Origin of the sequence: Nitrosopumilus cobalaminigenes, from assembly GCF_013407145.1 — an archaeon.
Taxonomy (GTDB): Archaea; Thermoproteota; Nitrososphaeria; order Nitrososphaerales; family Nitrosopumilaceae; genus Nitrosopumilus; species Nitrosopumilus cobalaminigenes.
Genome location: NZ_CP026993.1, coordinates 1466380 through 1482944 on the forward strand (window position 1 = coordinate 1466380; position 16565 = coordinate 1482944).

General features: G+C 32.9%; 20 protein-coding genes. 7 read left to right on the plus strand and 13 right to left on the minus strand.

Annotated features, from left to right (window positions below; genetic code table 11):
• Nucleotides 1-27: 27 nt before the first annotated feature.
• Together C5F47_RS09000 and C5F47_RS09005 are read right to left on the minus strand one after the other, a co-directional pair.
• The gene (locus tag C5F47_RS09000; protein WP_179360731.1) at nt 28-804 is read right to left on the minus strand and encodes a sulfurtransferase; all 777 of its coding nucleotides are present in this window, start codon (nt 802-804) and stop codon (nt 28-30) included.
• Nucleotides 805-875: 71 nt separating this feature from the next.
• Nucleotides 876-2438, minus strand: a complete 1563-nt coding sequence (locus C5F47_RS09005; RefSeq protein WP_179360732.1) for an ammonium transporter — start codon at nt 2436-2438, stop codon at nt 876-878.
• Nucleotides 2439-2565: 127 nt separating this feature from the next.
• On the opposite strand from C5F47_RS09005, the gene C5F47_RS09010 reads away from it, so the two are divergent.
• From C5F47_RS09010 to C5F47_RS09025, 4 genes are read left to right on the plus strand one after another with little or no spacing between them, the layout of a single operon-like run.
• Nucleotides 2566-3246: a hypothetical protein gene (locus tag C5F47_RS09010; protein WP_179360733.1), complete on the plus strand. Its 681-nt coding sequence runs from the start codon at nt 2566-2568 to the stop codon at nt 3244-3246.
• A gap of 42 nt (nt 3247-3288) precedes the next feature.
• The gene (locus C5F47_RS09015) at nt 3289-4320 is read left to right on the plus strand and encodes a V0D/AC39 family V-type ATPase subunit (RefSeq protein WP_179360734.1); all 1032 of its coding nucleotides are present in this window, start codon (nt 3289-3291) and stop codon (nt 4318-4320) included.
• 8 nt (nt 4321-4328) lie between these two features.
• A complete protein-coding gene (locus tag C5F47_RS09020; protein WP_179360735.1) occupies nt 4329-4565 on the plus strand; it encodes a hypothetical protein in 237 nt (78 codons plus the stop codon).
• A 34-nt stretch (nt 4566-4599) separates the two neighbouring features.
• Nucleotides 4600-5250 (plus strand): hypothetical protein, encoded by a 651-nt coding sequence (locus tag C5F47_RS09025; protein ID WP_179360736.1) that lies wholly within the window; start codon nt 4600-4602, stop codon nt 5248-5250.
• Nucleotides 5251-5500: 250 nt separating this feature from the next.
• Here the strand turns inward: C5F47_RS09025 and C5F47_RS09030 are convergent, their stop codons facing one another.
• Nucleotides 5501-6052 carry a hypothetical protein gene (locus C5F47_RS09030; RefSeq protein WP_179360737.1) on the minus strand — a complete coding sequence of 184 codons (552 nt, stop codon included), beginning with the start codon at nt 6050-6052 and terminating at the stop codon, nt 5501-5503.
• A gap of 71 nt (nt 6053-6123) precedes the next feature.
• Here C5F47_RS09030 and C5F47_RS09035 point away from each other — a divergent pair, with 71 nt between their 5' ends.
• Nucleotides 6124-6480, plus strand: coding sequence for a hypothetical protein (locus C5F47_RS09035; protein WP_179360738.1), 357 nt, complete (start codon nt 6124-6126; stop codon nt 6478-6480).
• On the opposite strand, the gene pyrH is transcribed toward C5F47_RS09035, so the two are convergent.
• From pyrH to tmk, 3 genes are read right to left on the minus strand one after another with little or no spacing between them, the layout of a single operon-like run.
• The gene (gene pyrH / locus C5F47_RS09040; protein WP_179360739.1) at nt 6481-7164 is read right to left on the minus strand and encodes a UMP kinase; all 684 of its coding nucleotides are present in this window, start codon (nt 7162-7164) and stop codon (nt 6481-6483) included.
• Nucleotides 7161-8396, minus strand: a complete 1236-nt coding sequence (locus C5F47_RS09045; protein ID WP_179360740.1) for an HD domain-containing protein — start codon at nt 8394-8396, stop codon at nt 7161-7163. Before C5F47_RS09045 ends, pyrH begins: the two co-directional genes overlap by 4 nt.
• Nucleotides 8393-8974, minus strand: coding sequence for a dTMP kinase (gene tmk, locus C5F47_RS09050; RefSeq protein WP_179360741.1), 582 nt, complete (start codon nt 8972-8974; stop codon nt 8393-8395). The genes C5F47_RS09045 and tmk overlap by 4 nt, the downstream gene beginning before the upstream one ends.
• A 77-nt stretch (nt 8975-9051) precedes the next feature.
• Here tmk and hsp14 point away from each other — a divergent pair, with 77 nt between their 5' ends.
• Entirely contained in the window at nt 9052-9432 is a 381-nt protein-coding gene (gene hsp14 / locus C5F47_RS09055; RefSeq protein WP_179360742.1) for an archaeal heat shock protein Hsp14, read from the plus strand.
• Nucleotide 9433: 1 nt separating this feature from the next.
• Here hsp14 and C5F47_RS09060 read toward each other — a convergent pair whose 3' ends face one another.
• The 7 genes from C5F47_RS09060 to C5F47_RS09090 all read right to left on the minus strand — a co-directional run bounded on the left by C5F47_RS09060 (nt 9434) and on the right by C5F47_RS09090 (nt 15511).
• Entirely contained in the window at nt 9434-10978 is a 1545-nt protein-coding gene (locus C5F47_RS09060; RefSeq protein ID WP_179360743.1) for an ABC1 kinase family protein, read from the minus strand.
• A 4-nt stretch (nt 10979-10982) separates the two neighbouring features.
• The gene (locus C5F47_RS09065) at nt 10983-11366 is read right to left on the minus strand and encodes a hypothetical protein (RefSeq protein WP_179360744.1); all 384 of its coding nucleotides are present in this window, start codon (nt 11364-11366) and stop codon (nt 10983-10985) included.
• A 233-nt stretch (nt 11367-11599) separates the two neighbouring features.
• Complete coding sequence (locus C5F47_RS09070; RefSeq protein WP_179360745.1) at nt 11600-11794, minus strand: hypothetical protein; 195 nt, start codon at nt 11792-11794, stop codon at nt 11600-11602.
• Between the two features lie 185 nt (nt 11795-11979).
• Nucleotides 11980-12312, minus strand: coding sequence for a hypothetical protein (locus C5F47_RS09075; protein WP_179360746.1), 333 nt, complete (start codon nt 12310-12312; stop codon nt 11980-11982).
• 43 nt (nt 12313-12355) lie between these two features.
• Nucleotides 12356-13660, minus strand: a complete 1305-nt coding sequence (locus C5F47_RS09080; protein WP_179360747.1) for a COG1361 S-layer family protein — start codon at nt 13658-13660, stop codon at nt 12356-12358.
• Nucleotides 13657-14334, minus strand: a complete 678-nt coding sequence (locus C5F47_RS09085) for an ABC transporter ATP-binding protein (RefSeq protein ID WP_179360748.1) — start codon at nt 14332-14334, stop codon at nt 13657-13659. The genes C5F47_RS09080 and C5F47_RS09085 overlap by 4 nt, the downstream gene beginning before the upstream one ends.
• Before the next feature lie 19 nt (nt 14335-14353).
• Nucleotides 14354-15511 (minus strand): ABC transporter permease, encoded by a 1158-nt coding sequence (locus tag C5F47_RS09090; RefSeq protein ID WP_179361839.1) that lies wholly within the window; start codon nt 15509-15511, stop codon nt 14354-14356.
• 146 nt (nt 15512-15657) lie between these two features.
• On the opposite strand from C5F47_RS09090, the gene C5F47_RS09095 reads away from it, so the two are divergent.
• Nucleotides 15658-16560 (plus strand): AsnC family transcriptional regulator, encoded by a 903-nt coding sequence (locus C5F47_RS09095; protein ID WP_179360749.1) that lies wholly within the window; start codon nt 15658-15660, stop codon nt 16558-16560.
• Nucleotides 16561-16565: the final 5 nt, after the last annotated feature.

A 16565-nucleotide genomic window follows, 5' to 3' on the forward strand; every position in this document is an offset into this window, starting at 1 on the left:
CTTAGGTACTAGAACCTTTTTGGAGATTTATTTCTCTACAGGTAAATCCAATCTATTTCCCCATTCTCCCCAAGAGCCAAGATAAACTCTAACATTTTCAAATCCCAATTTTTTCAAAACCAAAAAGGAATTTGCAGCTCTATATGCCCCCTGGCAATAAGTGACTATTTCAGAATCTTTTGGGAAATCATACATTTGAGATAATTCATCATCATTTTTGAAAGTACCATCCTCGTTGAGATTTTGATTCCAATCAATATTGATGGATTTTGGAATATGGCCAGATTGTGCAGCACGAATTGTAGTTCCGTCATATTCTCCAGGAGAACGAGCATCAAGGATTTTCAAATTATCTAGATTATCTCTAATATTTTCAAATCCTGAAATTATATCTGGATTGATTTTTCCTGAAAATGTAGAGGGTTTGAAACCATTGGGTTTTGTCTCTAGAGAAAGATTCTCTTTTTTCCATTTTGTAATTCCTCCATCTAACATCAAGACATTTTGATGTGAAAAATACATCAACATCCAAACACCTCTTGCGGCAAGCATTCCAGAAACTGAATCATAAAAGATAACTTTCTTTTCTGGGGTCACTCCAAGAAATGAAAGTAGGTTTCGTGTTTGATTATTGAAATTTTCAATTCCCTTTTCAGTGGTATCAATCCAATGAAATGCAAATAGATCCAAATGAACAGATCCTGGAATATGACCTTCAGAATATTCTTTGAAAGAACGAGTATCAGCTATTATGACATTAGGATCATTTAGAATAGAATTCAATTCAGTCGTAGAGATTAACATGATTTAGATAAAATGATCAGGACTAAATTGATTTGGATTAAAATAAAAAGAAGAAGAAAAGGGTTTTTTTTCTATTCGTTAACGTATGCTCTTTCGCCATGCTGTGCCAAATCGAGACCAATCTCCTCTTCTTTAGGAGTGACTCTGATTCCGCCAGGCCATACGGCATCCATTACTTTGAGGATTACAATTGTAACACCAAAGGCATAGCCTATTGATATTGCAGCACCAAGGATGCTGATTGCTTGCTGTTCCATTCCTTCTGCAGTACCAGTCCATGCTCCGATACCGTCTCCAGTATCCCAAACGTGTGGGCTAGCTAATGTACCAGTCAAAATTGCACCTGTTAGACCACCCATTCCGTGTACTCCCCATACATCTAATGCGTCGTCCCATTTGCGTGCACTCTTGAACGCGATACTTGCATAACAAATTGTACCAGCTGCAATACCGATTATAATCGCAGCCATTGGACCTACCCAACCTGAGGCTGGTGTGATTGCTACCAATCCTGCTACTGCTCCTGATGCAGCTCCTACGACACTTGGTTTTCCTGTATGTGCCCAAGACATGAGCACCCAAGTGACTGCAGCCATACCAGTTGCTGTATTTGTAACAGTCCATGCGCTGACGGTAATGCCGTCTACCATAACTTCACTTCCTGCATTGAAACCAAACCATCCAAACCAGAGTATTCCTGCTCCGAGGACTACCATTGGGATATTGTGTGGTTCCATTGGCACTTTACCATATCCAAGACGTCTGCCAAGGACTAAGGCTCCAGCCAATGCTGCAAATCCTGAAGTAATGTGTACTACAGTACCACCTGCAAAGTCTAATGCATAAGATGGCGATAAGTCTGGATCGAGGTCAAGTGAACCTCCTCCTATGTAGCCTCCTCCCCATACCCAGTGTGCTACTGGATCATAAACGAAGGTACCCCATAAGAGTACGAATACGATCAATGCGCTGAATTTGATTCTGTCAATCAAGCCACCAATAATTAGAACTGGTGTAATGATTGCGAAGGTTGCTTGGAACATTGCAAAGAGTTGGTGAGGTACTGTACCTGGCCAACCTTGACTACAATAGTCGCCGTCCTTCATTTCATTCATTTGATAAGCAGCTGACCATGTGTCTGCACAAGGACCAACTTCACCTAATGGTGCCCAAGCTGATACCATGTTAAATCCAACATAGTCTAAGTTACCCATGAATAAGTTTGCATCAGAATCAACTCCACCAAATGCTAGTGAGTATCCCCATAGAACCCATTGTACTGACATTAGACCCATTACAATAAGGGTCATACCAAGTACGTTGACGATGTTCTTTGATCTGGCTAATCCGCCATAAAAGAAACCGACTCCGGGTGACATGAGTAGTACCATTGATGTTGCTGTTAGCATCCATGCTGTATCACCTGTGTCTATAAGACAAGGTAGCATGCCGCCTTCGCCATCATCATACCAACATTCTGCAGGATTGCCAGTGTAAATTCCACTGGTTCCTTTGACATATCCGTCCATACCATCTTCAACACTTTGTGCATATGCCTGAGACATAGCACCAGTTGCTGTGATAGATACTGCGGCTACAAGTAATAGAGCATACTTGTAGTTCCTAGAATTCATTAAATTTATCGAAATTGAAAATTATTTAAGGGTTGAAGACTCGAAAGCATGCAAAAAAGTAAATTATTATATTTTAGTGTATTCTGATAGTAACATAAAATATGAATATTGTGATAATGGTGAGCAAATGAAGGTAAAATCAGATACAAAATTAGCAATTTTTGATACATTCAAGACAAAAGGCAATGATCTTACTGGAGAAGCAAATAGACAAAGATCTATCATTACAATCCTTGGAAGTAATGCAAATCCTGCAGAAAGAACAAGAACCGGGATCTCTCAAAGAATTGCAAAAAAACACGATATTGCTTGGAAGAATATCTATTCAGGGATATTTCGTGATTTAGATGAGATCTTACTTCCTATGGGGATTGCAGAAGAAGATGGCAGATTACCTTTGAAAAGAGGCCCAAAAGCACTACAAGAAAAAGGAATTCCATATTATCATTTGACAAAAAAAGGAATCTTGGTTGCATTATCAATTACTGAAGTTAAAAATAAAGAAGATCTCATGAAAGAATTTTTTTCATTGGCAGATTCAGATGAAAAGGAATTTGAAGAAATTCTCTCTAGTTTGATTAGATCTAGTCCAAATTTCACTCATTCAATATTCCAAAAATATGTAAAACAATTTTGTGAGGATAAGATTAGTAAATTATTGCCCTTTGATCTTTCAAAATTAAGCGAAAGTTCAGATGAATCACTAATAATCCAAAAGGAGATTTTAGATGCTTTTTTGAAATTCTCTAAGCAAGAAAAAGATGAGGCATTGAAATTTCTAAATAGAATTATTCCAGATGAGCAATAATATCGCCAAACATTAAAATCGGTTACTCATCATGTTTTTTTAATGGGTAAGAATGTCTACGCATCTGTAAAATCATACAGTCAAAGAGGAAAATTGCTTAAAAAGGCTGATTTGCAGACTTTGGCAGAATCAAGAGATCTTGAAGAATTAATGACCCGAATCAAAAATACAATTTATGGAGATGCAATTTCTGATGTCCAAAAACCATATACTTCTCAAAGTATTGAATCTGGTTTAAGAGGTCATTTAGCAGGAGTGCATTATTCAATTGCAAAAACTGCAGGAGATTCAGATATTCTAGACGCATATTATATGAAATTCATCATTTCAAATTTAAAACAAATTCTCAAAGGCAAAGTATTAGGTAAATCTCAAGAAGAGATTGAAACTCACATTAATCTACGTGCAGAAGAATTAATCAAACAAAGAGATGTAATTATCAAAGCATTAGTTTCAAAAGACTTGGAGGAAACAGTTGCAAGCCTAAACTCAGTTCAATTTGGTGATGAAATTTCAAAAGCAGCTTCTTTGTATAATGAAACTAAAAATATTCAAATTTTTGATACATATTTTGATAAAATTTTGTATCAACAATTAGGACGTGCTTTAAAAAATACTAGAGATAGAGAAGTGATAAAAATAGTTGGAATGGATGTTGACTTTTACAATCTTCTCAGTGTAATTAGAGGAAAGTTTTGGGGATTAGATGATTCACAGATTGAAGACTTGATAGTTTCACAAACTCCATCAGTTCCAAAAGAATTACTTCAAAGAATGATGGCAGCAGCAACAATTAGAGATGCATTTGCTGAATTGTCAAATACAAAATACAAGAATTTAATTCCTGATGTTGAAAATGAATTAGACGCTGTAGCTCAATTTGAAAGATCATTTGAGATGGAACTTTACAATTCATCAGCAAGATCATTTACCAAAATGTTTAGTTTCGCTACAATCATAGGAATTACAAAATTGACATCTTTTGAGGTAAGAAATTTGGCAGCTATTGCTTATGCAGTTGAGCAAAAAATTGGCACAGATATCACCATGGCAAAACTAATTGTGAAAGAATAGTTTTCAAAATGATCAAATTTCCAAAGAAAAAACAGAATATTTCTACAGAGACATTAATCAATACTATCTGGGTTAGCACGTTTTTAGCAATGATTTTTTCAATACCTCCACTAGCCATATTTTTAGGAATATATTTTGGAACAGGGAATCTTGCTGTAGGCGCAGTGCTAGGATTTTCCATGCATTTTGTCATTTTAGCATTTTCAGGTAAAATTTCAAAATATTTGACTCAAATTATGAGCTAAACTATAAGTGATCATAGTAATGAAATGATTTATCATGATGGGAGATAGAGATTTTCGAGGTATTGTTGAAAATGCATTAAACTCTATTGGAAAAGAGTTAGAAATCGACATTGATTCAGCAAACATTCAAACTATACATCTTCATGAAGCAGTTCAATGCCTAAGACGTTCATACTATAATAGAATCGATCCTAAAGAGGTTCAAAGAAGAGGGTTCAATGAGCTTCTTTCAGGATTACTTAGGAAATTACAATATGGAAGCGACCCAAAAGAATTCGATATTGAAGATATCAAGTTGAAAGGTCAAGTTGACATGCTTATTGATGATTCAATTTTCATATTCAGAGGAGCAACAAATGAGTTAGAAAATCCTCTAGCAAATGATGTTCTTTATCTTAATGCTTGTATGTGGATTTATGACAAGCCAGATGGAATTATTGTTTACATTACTGGAGATAGAAAAGAAACAACATTTTCAATCTCACGAAACAAGAAAATGTTTGAAGAAGTAATAAGACGAGTTCGAGTTCTAAATGATCTTCTAAAAGAGAAAAAAACACCTATCTTAGAACCATCAATTGAATGTACAGATTGTCAATACTATGAAAGATGTTTCATGAAAAAGAAGAATACTAAACAATTAGACCTAGCAGAGATGCTAGGATTTGGCGACAAGAAAGATTAGTGAAAAATTAGAAAAATATTGTAAAGGAAAAATTCCTTTGGTTAATCTAGTGGTTCTGGATGTCCTTTACCACGAAGAGCGAAACACACTACTGCGAGTGCAATTGCGACTCCTGCTGCTGCGCCAAATGCGGCCATACCTGCTTCTGCCATTTGATAAAAAACAATGAAACGGGCTTTTATAACTTTGCCAATATATTTCCTCTAAAAACATAATATCATAATTTTAAGATTTTGTGATACTATAGAGATTATTTTGTGAATTCAAAATGAAGCTCATTCTCTTGACCACTAGTCATTGAGCTTAGGTTGTAAAAGACATCACCAGATACCCTCCATGTTGGATTATCATTTTCAAAGGCTTCCCAAAGATCGGCAGTATTTCCAGTATTTTTTATTGTTTTAGAATCTTTTAGAATAATTGAATTTTCACCAAGTAAAGTATAGTAGTTTGATCCAAATTCTACCATTCCTGTAGGTCTACTACCAATTTCACCACCGGTAATTTGTTCGGTTTCAGAATAACCTGTTTCAAATAATTGATAATCCATAGTTTGTACAATCATGGCACGTGGATTTGGGTTTGATAGTTTGAATGCTATTTCAATGGTAACAGATCGTTCAGATATTTTTGCAATTGAAATATCTTCTAATTCAATTTGAAGAGGTTTTGCTTGTGGTATACTAGTTTCTGAATTACCTGCTTGATCAGTGATTTGAATTGTAGGTCCTGTTAATAGAATTCCTCCTAAAATAACAGCAAGAGCGGCAACTGCAGCACCAACAAAAATTTTAGGATTCATGAATTTTGCATTTCCTCTTGATGTCTTAAATGTTGAGATAGTTATTATACCATTCCAGAGGGAGGAAAATTATGCAGTATTTTCAAGCAGTTCAGCAAGGAAAACAAAGAGCCAGTAAATCACAGATGAAAATGTTTGATGTAGCTGGATTTGGAATGCTTACTTTGACTACAAAGAAAATTGATGGAAAATTTCATCCTGTAGGAGAAGAAGAATTTACCGCAGTAATTGAATCTCCAGATGGACATGTAGCAGTTATTGTAGATAAAGATGGTTTTACAAAGGCTCAATCCAAGGCTGTAGAAAAAGAAGAGGCCTTATCAATATACAAAAAACTTAGAGATACAGGAATTTTAGAATATCCTGAAAAACAGATTCAAATTTGGTCTGAGACTAGACCAACAATTCAAAACGACAGTTTAGAATAATTATTTTGAAGGAAGAATAATCTCAGTGCCTACATCGCCACCTTTGATTGCTTTTTCAATGATTTTTGGATCGGCCTTTAGAATTCTTGTTTTTATTTTTGAACGCTCAATAATTTTTAGAGCTACAATATCCATCAAATCATAACCACCTGCTACAGAATCTTCATGTACTAGCATATTTTTCAAATTTTTCATCTCAATTCGTTTGAATTTTTTTGCTTTTTTGAATTTGTTAGGATCCATATCATAAACACCAGCAACATCTGTAGCATTAAGAAATTGCTCAGCTTTTACTTTTTCTGCAATTAGTGCTGCAGTTCCGTTAGTACTTTGTCCGGGGTGAAGACCGCCAGCAACTACGATTAATCCATCATCAACTGCATGTTTAACTTCCTGTAAAGTGGTTGGTGGATGAGAATATGCTTTATTTTTTAGAGCATATATCAACAGTTTTGCATTTAGTCTTGAAATTTCAATTCCAAGTTCATCAAGGGTTGATTCATCAGCTCCAGAAGTTCTTGCATGAGAAATATAATGTCGGGCGATGGTTCCACCTCCAGCAATCACTATTGGTTGACAAAACTTGCTAATTTTTACTAGAAATGCAGCATATTTTTTTAGTTCTTTGACATTATCCATGCCAAAAACACGTCCAGATAATTTGATTACAATTCGTTTTTTCATTTTAAATCACCAATGATTGATTTTGCGGCAATTTCAACTTTTTTTCTGTTCTTTTGGTGAGTATAGATTCTAAGTATATTCATGAACCCAGAAATAGCCGAAACTACTGGGATTTGAGAAATTGGCATCTCTTTTGCTGATGATTTTCCACCCTCATTAGAAATCAATACTATTGATTTTGACTCATTTTTTGAGGGAGCTAGTGGGATTGATGGGGTAACAGAACTATCAATGAATATTTCATTTTCATCAACTTTTGATTTTTTGGATAGTTCAATTCTAAGTTCATCAGTTCGGGTTTTTTTCAAATTAGAAGGACTGGTAAGAATTCTCTCAAAGACGCATTTTAGCAATTTTCTATTTTGATAGTCTTCAGCAAATTGTCTTGCACGTTTTAATTTTGATGATTTTGATGTGAGTAAAGATGCTAGGACGTATTCATCAGTTAGTTTAACAAATTCATCTAGATTAAAAGATGTAAAACCAAACTCATCATCAGATAGTCTTAATGCTTCAATTAACATCACTTCAGCTGCACGGACAGTTTTATGAAAATACACTGCTTTGAACATCTGATATCTAGAATGCATCATAGATTCAAAGGAATACAAAGCTGAACGTTCCAAGGCAAGTTTTTTCTTATGTACATCAAGTGACTGTGTTATCCTTTTGTGATCAACTTTTGCATGTTCAGCTCCTGTAAAATAACCATCTCTAAGCAAATAGTCCATCATATCTGCACTCAGGGCACCTGAAACAATTTCATTTAGGTATTGGAATTTTGATTCTCCAAAAGCTATTTGTGTAATTAATTTTTTGTTGAATCCAGTTTTTGATAATATGTCACCAATTTCAGATTTCAAAATTATTTTTTTACCATAATCTTCATGTGATATTTTTTTTTCTTGTATTACTTCTTCAAACAAATGAGAGAATGGTCCATGACCAATATCATGTAACAAACTAGCAATTCGTAAAATTTGTACATCATCAGAATCGAGATATCCTTTTTCATTTAATGAAAAGCCAGCTTGGCTAGCAATGTGCATTACTCCAAGAGAGTGCTCAAATCTACTATGTTGAGCAGAAGGATATGTCAAGTGAGCCCCAGAAAGTTGTTTTATCCTCCTTAATCTTTGAAAAAGAGGACTGTCAATTATTGGAAGTTCATAATCATATACACGAATAAAATCATGAATTGGATCAATAATATCTAGATAATTTTTTTTCATAAGCCAAGTTTTTTTGAAAATGTCTTTAAAATTTCTTCATGGATTTCATCTTTAGGTTTTGAGGCATCAATAATTTTCCAATGTTTTTTCTTTGCTGTAGTTCGATAGATTTTGGATATTTTTCTTAAAAATTCTTCATTCTTTTCAAACTTGTCTCTATGGGTTTTTTGTCTACGAAATGATTCTTTTTGAGTAACGTCAAGTAATATTACAAGATCAGATTTTGGTAAACCTTGATCCAAATTCTCAAGCCATTTTTGTTTCAAGCCATTTGCTAATCCATAAATCAGATTTGAATGATAATACCTGTTCATAATCAAAACAGAATTTTTTTCTTCAGCTGCCACAATTTCATTTAGTTTTTCCCATCTATTAGCAGCTAAAAGACAATGAATTACTTGTGGAGGGAATTTACGTTTTCCATCCAAATATTTCCTAATTTCTTTACCAATGGGGGTTTCATAGTCGGGAAAATGAAATAATTTGGTCTTAATTTTTCGTTTTTTCAAGGCTTTCTCCAACATTGTAGATTGCGTAAACTTGCCTGCTTGATCTCCACCTTCAATTACAATAATCATAAGTTATCAAAACAGAGAAATTAATTGATTAAAAATCTATCAAGGTTTATAACCAAAAATTGAGCATATAACACAAAATGGGTCTTGTTAAAGAAGTAATCAAAGAGATTGGAAACAAATCAAGAGAATTCTATGAGTTTGTTTTGCCTCCAATGGACATGTATCTCAATGATGAAAATTTGAAAATTGTAATTGACATGCCTGGATTTACAAAAAAAGAAATTGAATTGTCTTTATGTGGAGATATTCTTTCTATCAATGCTAAAAAAACAATTGATGAGAAAGAATCTGAAACATTAATTTCAAATCAAAGACCAAATGTAATTGATAAAAAAATTAGACTTCCAATTGAAGTAAAGGAAGGAGAAGAAAAAATAGAATCAGCAAAATATGAAGAAGGTGTTCTTACATTAATTATTCCTGTTTCAAAAAAGGGCAAAGATATTTCTATAGAATAATTTAATATTTTCTAAAAAATCCTGATGCTGCCATAATCAAACCAGAACTAATCATTCCAACTAAGCCAAGTATCTCACTTGATTGATACAAAAATACAGATCCAATGAAAGTTGCAGATGCAAATATACTTCCACTGATCAAAATCATTGGTCTTCCTTTTTTCATGTAAACTTGAACTTCATCCATGAGTTTTTTCATTTCAGGCCCCATTTGCAATGCTGAATCAATTGATTTTGAGAAATTATCAAATGAAATCTTTAGTTCTTCAACATATGCTCTCGGGATAAGATTTTCTTCTTGGAGAATATTTTTTAAAACTTTAACAAATTTGAAATCAACATCATGTGTTTTGTATATTCCTTCAATAATTGAAGCCATTCTCATATACAAAGCTAAATTTTTTGGTAATACAAATGGAAACTTACTCATGGTTTGATTTGCAAGTTCCATTAAACTTTGAACTTCCATTTCATCAGGTTTGTTTCCATGCATTGCACGAATAGAAAGTTCAATTCCTTTTTCTATAACTTCTCTGTTGTACCCAGGAGTTAACATTGAAAGATCATTCATTGCATTAACAACTCTTGGAGGATTTCGTTCAACTAATGCAAGATAAAGTCGAATTAGTTTGAATCGAGTCTCATTATTGATTCGTCCAACCATTCCATAGTCATACAAAATGAGTTTTCCATCATCTGTAACTGAAATATTTCCAGGGTGTGGATCTGCATGAAAAACTGAATGCTTGAGAAGCATTGTAAAGAAAACTTTGTGAACATCAATGACTAATTGTTCTCTATCAATTCCTTTTTCATCTAATTCCTGAACATTTGTTACCTTAATTCCAGGCAAATACTCCATAGTGAGAACATTTTTTGACGACAAATCATCATAAACTGTCGGAACTACAACTTTGGATGAATTTTCCATATCTTTTTTGATTGTTTTAAGATTCTTTGATTCGTTGGTATAATCCATTTCTTCATGAATTGTCTCAATAAATTGAGAAAGCATAGCTTTTGCAGAATATCGCAAATTTGGATCAACAAATCGTAATGCAAATGGAAGAACTTTTTTCAAAACTTTGAGATCTTCTGCAACAACTTTTTCAATTCCTGGACGTTTTACTTTTACAACTATTTGCTGGCCAGAAACAGTACCTCGATAAACTTGACCTAGTGAAGCACCAGATATAGAATTTGGATCTATCTCATCAAATCTTTCATCAATTGGTCCAAGTTCTTTTTCAATTATTGGTTTAACCTGATCAAAAGGAGCAGAAGGAACACTATCTTGAAGTTTTGAAAGCTCTTCCAAATATGGTTGAGGCAAAATATCTGCTCTTGAAGAAAGCCATTGACCTAATTTTATGTATACAGGGCCTAGTGAAATAAAAGTATCAAGAACTTTTCTTGCATTTTTTCGAAATTGTTGAGAATCAATTTGGTTTTTATCTTGATTAATCCATTTCTTTCTGTCTTTTCGTAATGCAAGAATAGATGGTAGTAGTTTAAAGAGCACTTGAATTGTTCTAACAGTAGACATTATTTTACTCCAAAATTGTTTTAATTTTTTTCGTTGCCAAATATCCCATATATCCAGAAATTATTGAAGAAAATAAACCAGAAGTAACAGATAATTTTTTTGAATTATTGTTAAAAACTTTTTTCGCAATTTGTGAACCTCCAAAAATAGCACATGTAATTCCAATCAAAACTTCAGGTGCATCATAAACTAAATGTCCTATCGGATCTTTTCTTGGATCAATTTTGTCATTATGAACTAAAAATTTATCATGATATTCTCTAATGTGTAAATTTCCATAACGATATTGTTTCTCAGCACCGTTTTTTTGTCCAAGGAATGTTTCTTCTGCTTCTTCAAGCATGAATTCTCTTAATTCCTTTGGGACTTCAATTTCATCCCCAGGCATAATCGCAAGATCTAGTAATTGCTTATAATCTTACGGTATAGAATATGAATAGCCTAAGACCAAAAACGGATTGTATTTTGGTGACGACTAGATAAAATATTTCAAAATAGTATTTAGATCTCACTGATAATTTCTACGAGTATGTTTTATTCAAATAAAATTGAGAGTATTCAAATAGATAGGATGAAGGCTTTTTTCACAAATGACCTTACACCATCTATTGCATTTTAAAATTAAGAGGATTTCAATTGATTTTTTGTAAACATTACAAAACTAATTGAGAATGCTACCAACATCAATATTCCAGTAACATATGCATAGTTAAAGCCAACACCAGGATGAGTATCTTGATGATAGTAATTAATCAAAAATGTCACTGCCAGTAAAATTGCTCCAATAATTGTTAATTTTTGATGTATTTCCAACATTGGTTAAATTAGGAATAACTATATGAATTTAGAAAATTATTATGTTTACAAAAGTGGTGTCGTAATAAAACCCACTATACTACCAGCTAGAAATAGAAACAAGCCCTTTGCCATACCCAATATTACTTACCTAAGATATGATATAATTATGATCTAAATTTCCCATTAATGGAAATTAGTTATATCTATGGATTAGATTCCATTTGAGACAATTTTATAATTACTTGTTCCAATTCTGCCTTGTTTTCTTCAATTACTCGTTTAATCACTTTGATCTCTTCATTAATTTGATCAAGATGAATATCATCAGAATTTTTGATTTGGTTTTCTAAATCTTCTAAAACATCTTGGTTATGCTGATTAATTTTTTCTAATTCATTTTTGTATTTTTCTAATTTATCATATTGACTAGAGATTTCAGGAACATCAAGATACTCAGGTGTAGATAGATAGCCTAAAGCAATCACGATGCTGCCAATTGCCAAGACTGCAATGAGAATGATGAATGTTAATCTCAATTTAATATCCTTATTTCTCCATTTTAGATTTAAAATTATGTCCTCAACTAGTTTGGATTGAAGCCTTTTTACGCCTACGAATGATGTAAAATGCAGCTGCCAATACCAAAATGATTGGAATAATTATCATTGTTGGGTCAGTACCATTCTCATCTCCATTTGATGGTTCAGTTACAGTAATTGTTTGATCATGAGTTAAAAAGATCTCATCTCTAGTACTATCTTTGTATCGTACAGTTATAGTGATATCATGTTCGCCATACTTTGGTTCGCCATCAAATTCAATTGGAACATTAAATGGTACTGGTGCATCTATTTCAATTTCATCAATAAACTGAGTGGCAGATTTAATATTCGAGTCACCTTTAGATTCAATAGAAACAAATCCAAACAAACCATCTTCGTTTCCTTCATTAATTATTTCTCCAATAACCATTTGTGTTCCAGACAATTCAATTACATCTACATTGAAAATTGTTAAATCAATTAATCCCTTAATGTAAAAATCTACAATTTTTGAAATTTCGTGTAAATCTCCATGTGCATTATAATATTGAATTGATAGTGGAATTCTTAATGTGTCACCTTTTAGTGACTCAGGAACATATACAGTTGCAGTAAGATATCTTGCTGATTTTGCATCAATGTTTCCAACATCCCAACTAGATTCTAAAATTACAACATTTTCAACATTGGTAGTTGATGATGATGTAGATGCAAGTTCTGTAGATGTATTTGTAGCAACAATATCTACCCCAGAAATTGGGGCAGTTCCATCATTAGCTATTTCAATTACAACATTGTTGGTCCTTAAAGATGTAAGAAAAGGTTCTTGTGCTTTTACATTAATGACACTATCGCCTGTAACCTTAAAATCAAAATCTGCAAATGCTGTTCTAACACCAGATTCTCTTAATCTTGAATAATCTACTTTCACAGTTCCAGGATATTGCTGAATTTGTGAATTTTCATTGATATTTACAAAAAACGTTAGATGGAAATTCTCTCCTGCCAGTGAATTAGAATCACTATCAGCGTGAATTACTGAGCCTGGACCATCAGATGGAGAAAAGTTAAACGGTAATGACAATTGTCCTCGGATTCCAGTGATATCTTGAGTACCAACATTTGCAAACACAACTGTAAATGGCACATTACTATCGCCTGCTTCAACTTCAATTTTGTCATTTAGAGTACCAAAATATGCATCCAAGAACTTTACATCACCAAAATCTCTTTCAAATGGAGACTGACCAAATCCGCCAGAAGTTATTTGTGCATAAGAATTATCAAACATGATTGGGAATAATCCAATTACAAATAATAATAAAATAATTTTAAAATTCATTTGGCAATAATCTCCATTTGCGAAGGTTGATCACCCTCAAAAGCTTTACCATCCTTTATCGTAATTACTCTATCAACATCACCAAAATGTTCTCTATCATGTGTTACGATAATGAATGTTTGATTTAGTTTTTTAGCCATTGATTTCATTAGTTGAACTATAGTTCCTGAAGTAACAGAATCAAGATTACCTGTTGGTTCATCTGCCAATACAATTGATGGTTTATTGATCAAACCTCTTGCAATAGCTACTCTTTGAGCTTGTCCACCAGATATTTTATTGGCACGTTTATGGATTTGATCTTCTAGTCCTACTGCCCTTAGTAAATCGATAGCATCTTTCTCTGATGTGTTATTTCCTGCAATTTGTAGAGGTAACAAAACATTTTCTAAAACTGAAAGATCAGTAAGCAAATTTGAAAATTGGAAGATAAATCCTAGTTTTTTATTTCTGAATGAAGAAATTTTGTCATCATTAAGTGTTGTAGTATCAATTCCATCAATTGCAATTTTACCATTTGTAGGATGATCTAATAATCCAATCATATTTAGTAATGTGGATTTACCTGACCCAGAACTTCCAACAATTAAAACAAATTCGCCTTGTTTAATTGAAAATGAAACATCATCAAGAGCTTTTACTCGGTTATCTGCTTCACCATAAATTTTGCTCATATTATTAATTTCAAGTACACTAGACAGTTCTCATAGCCTCCACAGGTAGTAATTTTGTAGCTCTATACGAGGGATACAAGGATGCAATCATAGCCAAAATAAAAGAAGTCAAGGCTGTCTGAATAATTTTTTCCCAGTTGTAACTTACTTCTAAAGGAAGACTACCATTAAATGACATTTTAGTTTCCTTTGCATATACAGTATAACCTAATCCTGCTGCAGTACCTACACCAGCACCAATAGCTCCAATTATCATTCCTTGAAAGATAAAAATTATCAAAATATCTTTTCGTTTAGCTCCAATTGATCTCATAACACCAATTTGTCTTGTTTTTCCATTTACTAACATCATTTGAATTGTAACAATTGCAAATGCAGATGCCCCCATTCCAAAATATCCAATCATGTTAATCATAGCAATGCCAGATCTAAAACCTTGTAATTGTGCTTCTGATGCTTCCTCTGTTGTTTCTGCAAGAAAATCTTGATTTGGAAATGAACGTAAAAAGAATTCTTTTACTTCGAGAGCTTTGGAACTATCATAAAGTTTTACCATAAATGAACCAGTATCACCAGGTCTACTCATCATATCTCTTAATGTATCAATGTGAATAACTCCAGAATAATCAAATCCTTGACCTCCTGGAGAATTTGCAATTCCAGTAACTGTAAATCTTCTTATTTGATCTTCACCCCATCTATCGACAACCAGAACTTTAACACTATCACCAACTTGAGCTCCTCCAAGATCTCTTGCAACGTTGGATCCTAATACAATTGCATTTCTTGCAAAAACATAACTTCCTTCAGTAACTGTTTCATGTACAGTAGATGCTCTAACATCATTAAATGGATCAACACCAACTAATGAAATTCTAGTTTCTTCAATTAGCTTTCCATTTTTAGTCATGTTCATTTCTGAAGTGGTAGAAAGCCGCGGTGTCGCGGCTTGAACAACTGGAATTCGTTCAAACCATCGAACCAAAGATTGATCAGATTTATCAATAAAATCAAATTCATCAGTTACTATAACATCGCCAGTGTTGTAATCACTAATGTCTCTAACAATGGCATCATACAATCCCTGAAAAATTACAAAGTTTACATGAATTACTAAAATTCCAACTGTAACTGCTAAAACAGCTCCAATCAAACTGCCTTTCTGATTGAATAGCATTCTTTTTGCAAGTTTAACCCTATAATCCACGAAAGAAGTAAAATAGTCTAATATTTAATGTCTATGATACATAGTGCTAACAGTATAGACAATTTTATATCATATTAGTTATTTCTATACTTCATGGAGTCTCTTTAAGTGATATAATGGACAATTTAGATATGAAAATCTTGAATAGATTATTGAACAACTGTAGAGAATCTGATAGGCAAATAGGCATAGAATTAGGAATTTCAGGAGGTGCAGTTAGAGCCAGAATTCGAAAGATGCAGGCAAATAAGATCATTGAGGATTTCTTCATCAAAGTTGAGCCTCCAGTATTGGGATATGGTATATTGTACTTTGTAGTGACAGGAGAGAATATTTCAGAAATTTTAGAACAAGCAAGCCTTGTGGGTGAACCATATTTTGTTGTACCATGTGTAGGAGGAATAACAGTTTGTGGGATTTCTATTAAAGAAAACATGAATCAAAAAATTGAACTTGCAAAAAAATTGATGAAAGATGTTAGGGTTCTAAGTATTTTTGAGGCAGAAAATCCCGGATTCAGTTCAAATTTAACAAAAACAGATTTGGAGATTTTAGAAGAACTAATCAAAAATCCTAGACAAAAAATTGAACAAATTGCAAAGAATACAAAAATGTCAACTAAAACAATTACCAGATGTATAGAAAAACTTCATGATAATGATGGAATTCAATTTACCTTAGTTTATGATCCAAAGAAAATTGAAACTTTTATTCCTCATGCTATACTAACATGGATTGAAGGAGATTTAAAAGAAACATTAGAAACTTTGAATGATTCATTTTCAGAATCATATTTACAAATTCCTTTTATAGCAAAAAACCAAATTGTTTTGTTTATGTATAGTGATAGTATTTTTAAAATGGATGAACTAACACAAAAAGTTAGAAATATTAAAAATGTAAAATCAGCAGATTTGTTCATTCCAAAAAAGATTTCATTTTACATTAAATGGATTGAAAAAGCTATTAATGATTTCAAAAAATCACCTAAACTACATTTATCTTATCAAACAAATTAAATAAG

What these genes read in the sequence shown, in the direction of transcription:
- C5F47_RS09035 (WP_179360738.1), top strand. Translation starts at nt 6,124, where the DNA reads ATGCAGTATTTTCAAGCAGTTCAGCAAGGAAAACAAAGAGCCAGTAAA.
- C5F47_RS09010 (WP_179360733.1), top strand. Translation starts at nt 2,566, where the DNA reads ATGAAGGTAAAATCAGATACAAAATTAGCAATTTTTGATACATTCAAG.
- C5F47_RS09080 (WP_179360747.1), bottom strand. Translation starts at nt 13,660, where the DNA reads ATGAATTTTAAAATTATTTTATTATTATTTGTAATTGGATTATTCCCA.
- tmk (WP_179360741.1), bottom strand. Translation starts at nt 8,974, where the DNA reads ATGATTATTGTAATTGAAGGTGGAGATCAAGCAGGCAAGTTTACGCAA.
- C5F47_RS09070 (WP_179360745.1), bottom strand. Translation starts at nt 11,794, where the DNA reads ATGTTGGAAATACATCAAAAATTAACAATTATTGGAGCAATTTTACTG.
- C5F47_RS09090 (WP_179361839.1), bottom strand. Translation starts at nt 15,511, where the DNA reads ATGCTATTCAATCAGAAAGGCAGTTTGATTGGAGCTGTTTTAGCAGTT.
- C5F47_RS09085 (WP_179360748.1), bottom strand. Translation starts at nt 14,334, where the DNA reads ATGAGCAAAATTTATGGTGAAGCAGATAACCGAGTAAAAGCTCTTGAT.
- C5F47_RS09000 (WP_179360731.1), bottom strand. Translation starts at nt 804, where the DNA reads ATGTTAATCTCTACGACTGAATTGAATTCTATTCTAAATGATCCTAAT.
- C5F47_RS09005 (WP_179360732.1), bottom strand. Translation starts at nt 2,438, where the DNA reads ATGAATTCTAGGAACTACAAGTATGCTCTATTACTTGTAGCCGCAGTA.
- C5F47_RS09015 (WP_179360734.1), top strand. Translation starts at nt 3,289, where the DNA reads ATGGGTAAGAATGTCTACGCATCTGTAAAATCATACAGTCAAAGAGGA.
- C5F47_RS09030 (WP_179360737.1), bottom strand. Translation starts at nt 6,052, where the DNA reads ATGAATCCTAAAATTTTTGTTGGTGCTGCAGTTGCCGCTCTTGCTGTT.
- C5F47_RS09065 (WP_179360744.1), bottom strand. Translation starts at nt 11,366, where the DNA reads ATGCCTGGGGATGAAATTGAAGTCCCAAAGGAATTAAGAGAATTCATG.
- C5F47_RS09045 (WP_179360740.1), bottom strand. Translation starts at nt 8,396, where the DNA reads ATGAAAAAAAATTATCTAGATATTATTGATCCAATTCATGATTTTATT.
- hsp14 (WP_179360742.1), top strand. Translation starts at nt 9,052, where the DNA reads ATGGGTCTTGTTAAAGAAGTAATCAAAGAGATTGGAAACAAATCAAGA.
- C5F47_RS09025 (WP_179360736.1), top strand. Translation starts at nt 4,600, where the DNA reads ATGATGGGAGATAGAGATTTTCGAGGTATTGTTGAAAATGCATTAAAC.
- C5F47_RS09095 (WP_179360749.1), top strand. Translation starts at nt 15,658, where the DNA reads ATGGACAATTTAGATATGAAAATCTTGAATAGATTATTGAACAACTGT.
- pyrH (WP_179360739.1), bottom strand. Translation starts at nt 7,164, where the DNA reads ATGAAAAAACGAATTGTAATCAAATTATCTGGACGTGTTTTTGGCATG.
- C5F47_RS09020 (WP_179360735.1), top strand. Translation starts at nt 4,329, where the DNA reads ATGATCAAATTTCCAAAGAAAAAACAGAATATTTCTACAGAGACATTA.
- C5F47_RS09060 (WP_179360743.1), bottom strand. Translation starts at nt 10,978, where the DNA reads ATGTCTACTGTTAGAACAATTCAAGTGCTCTTTAAACTACTACCATCT.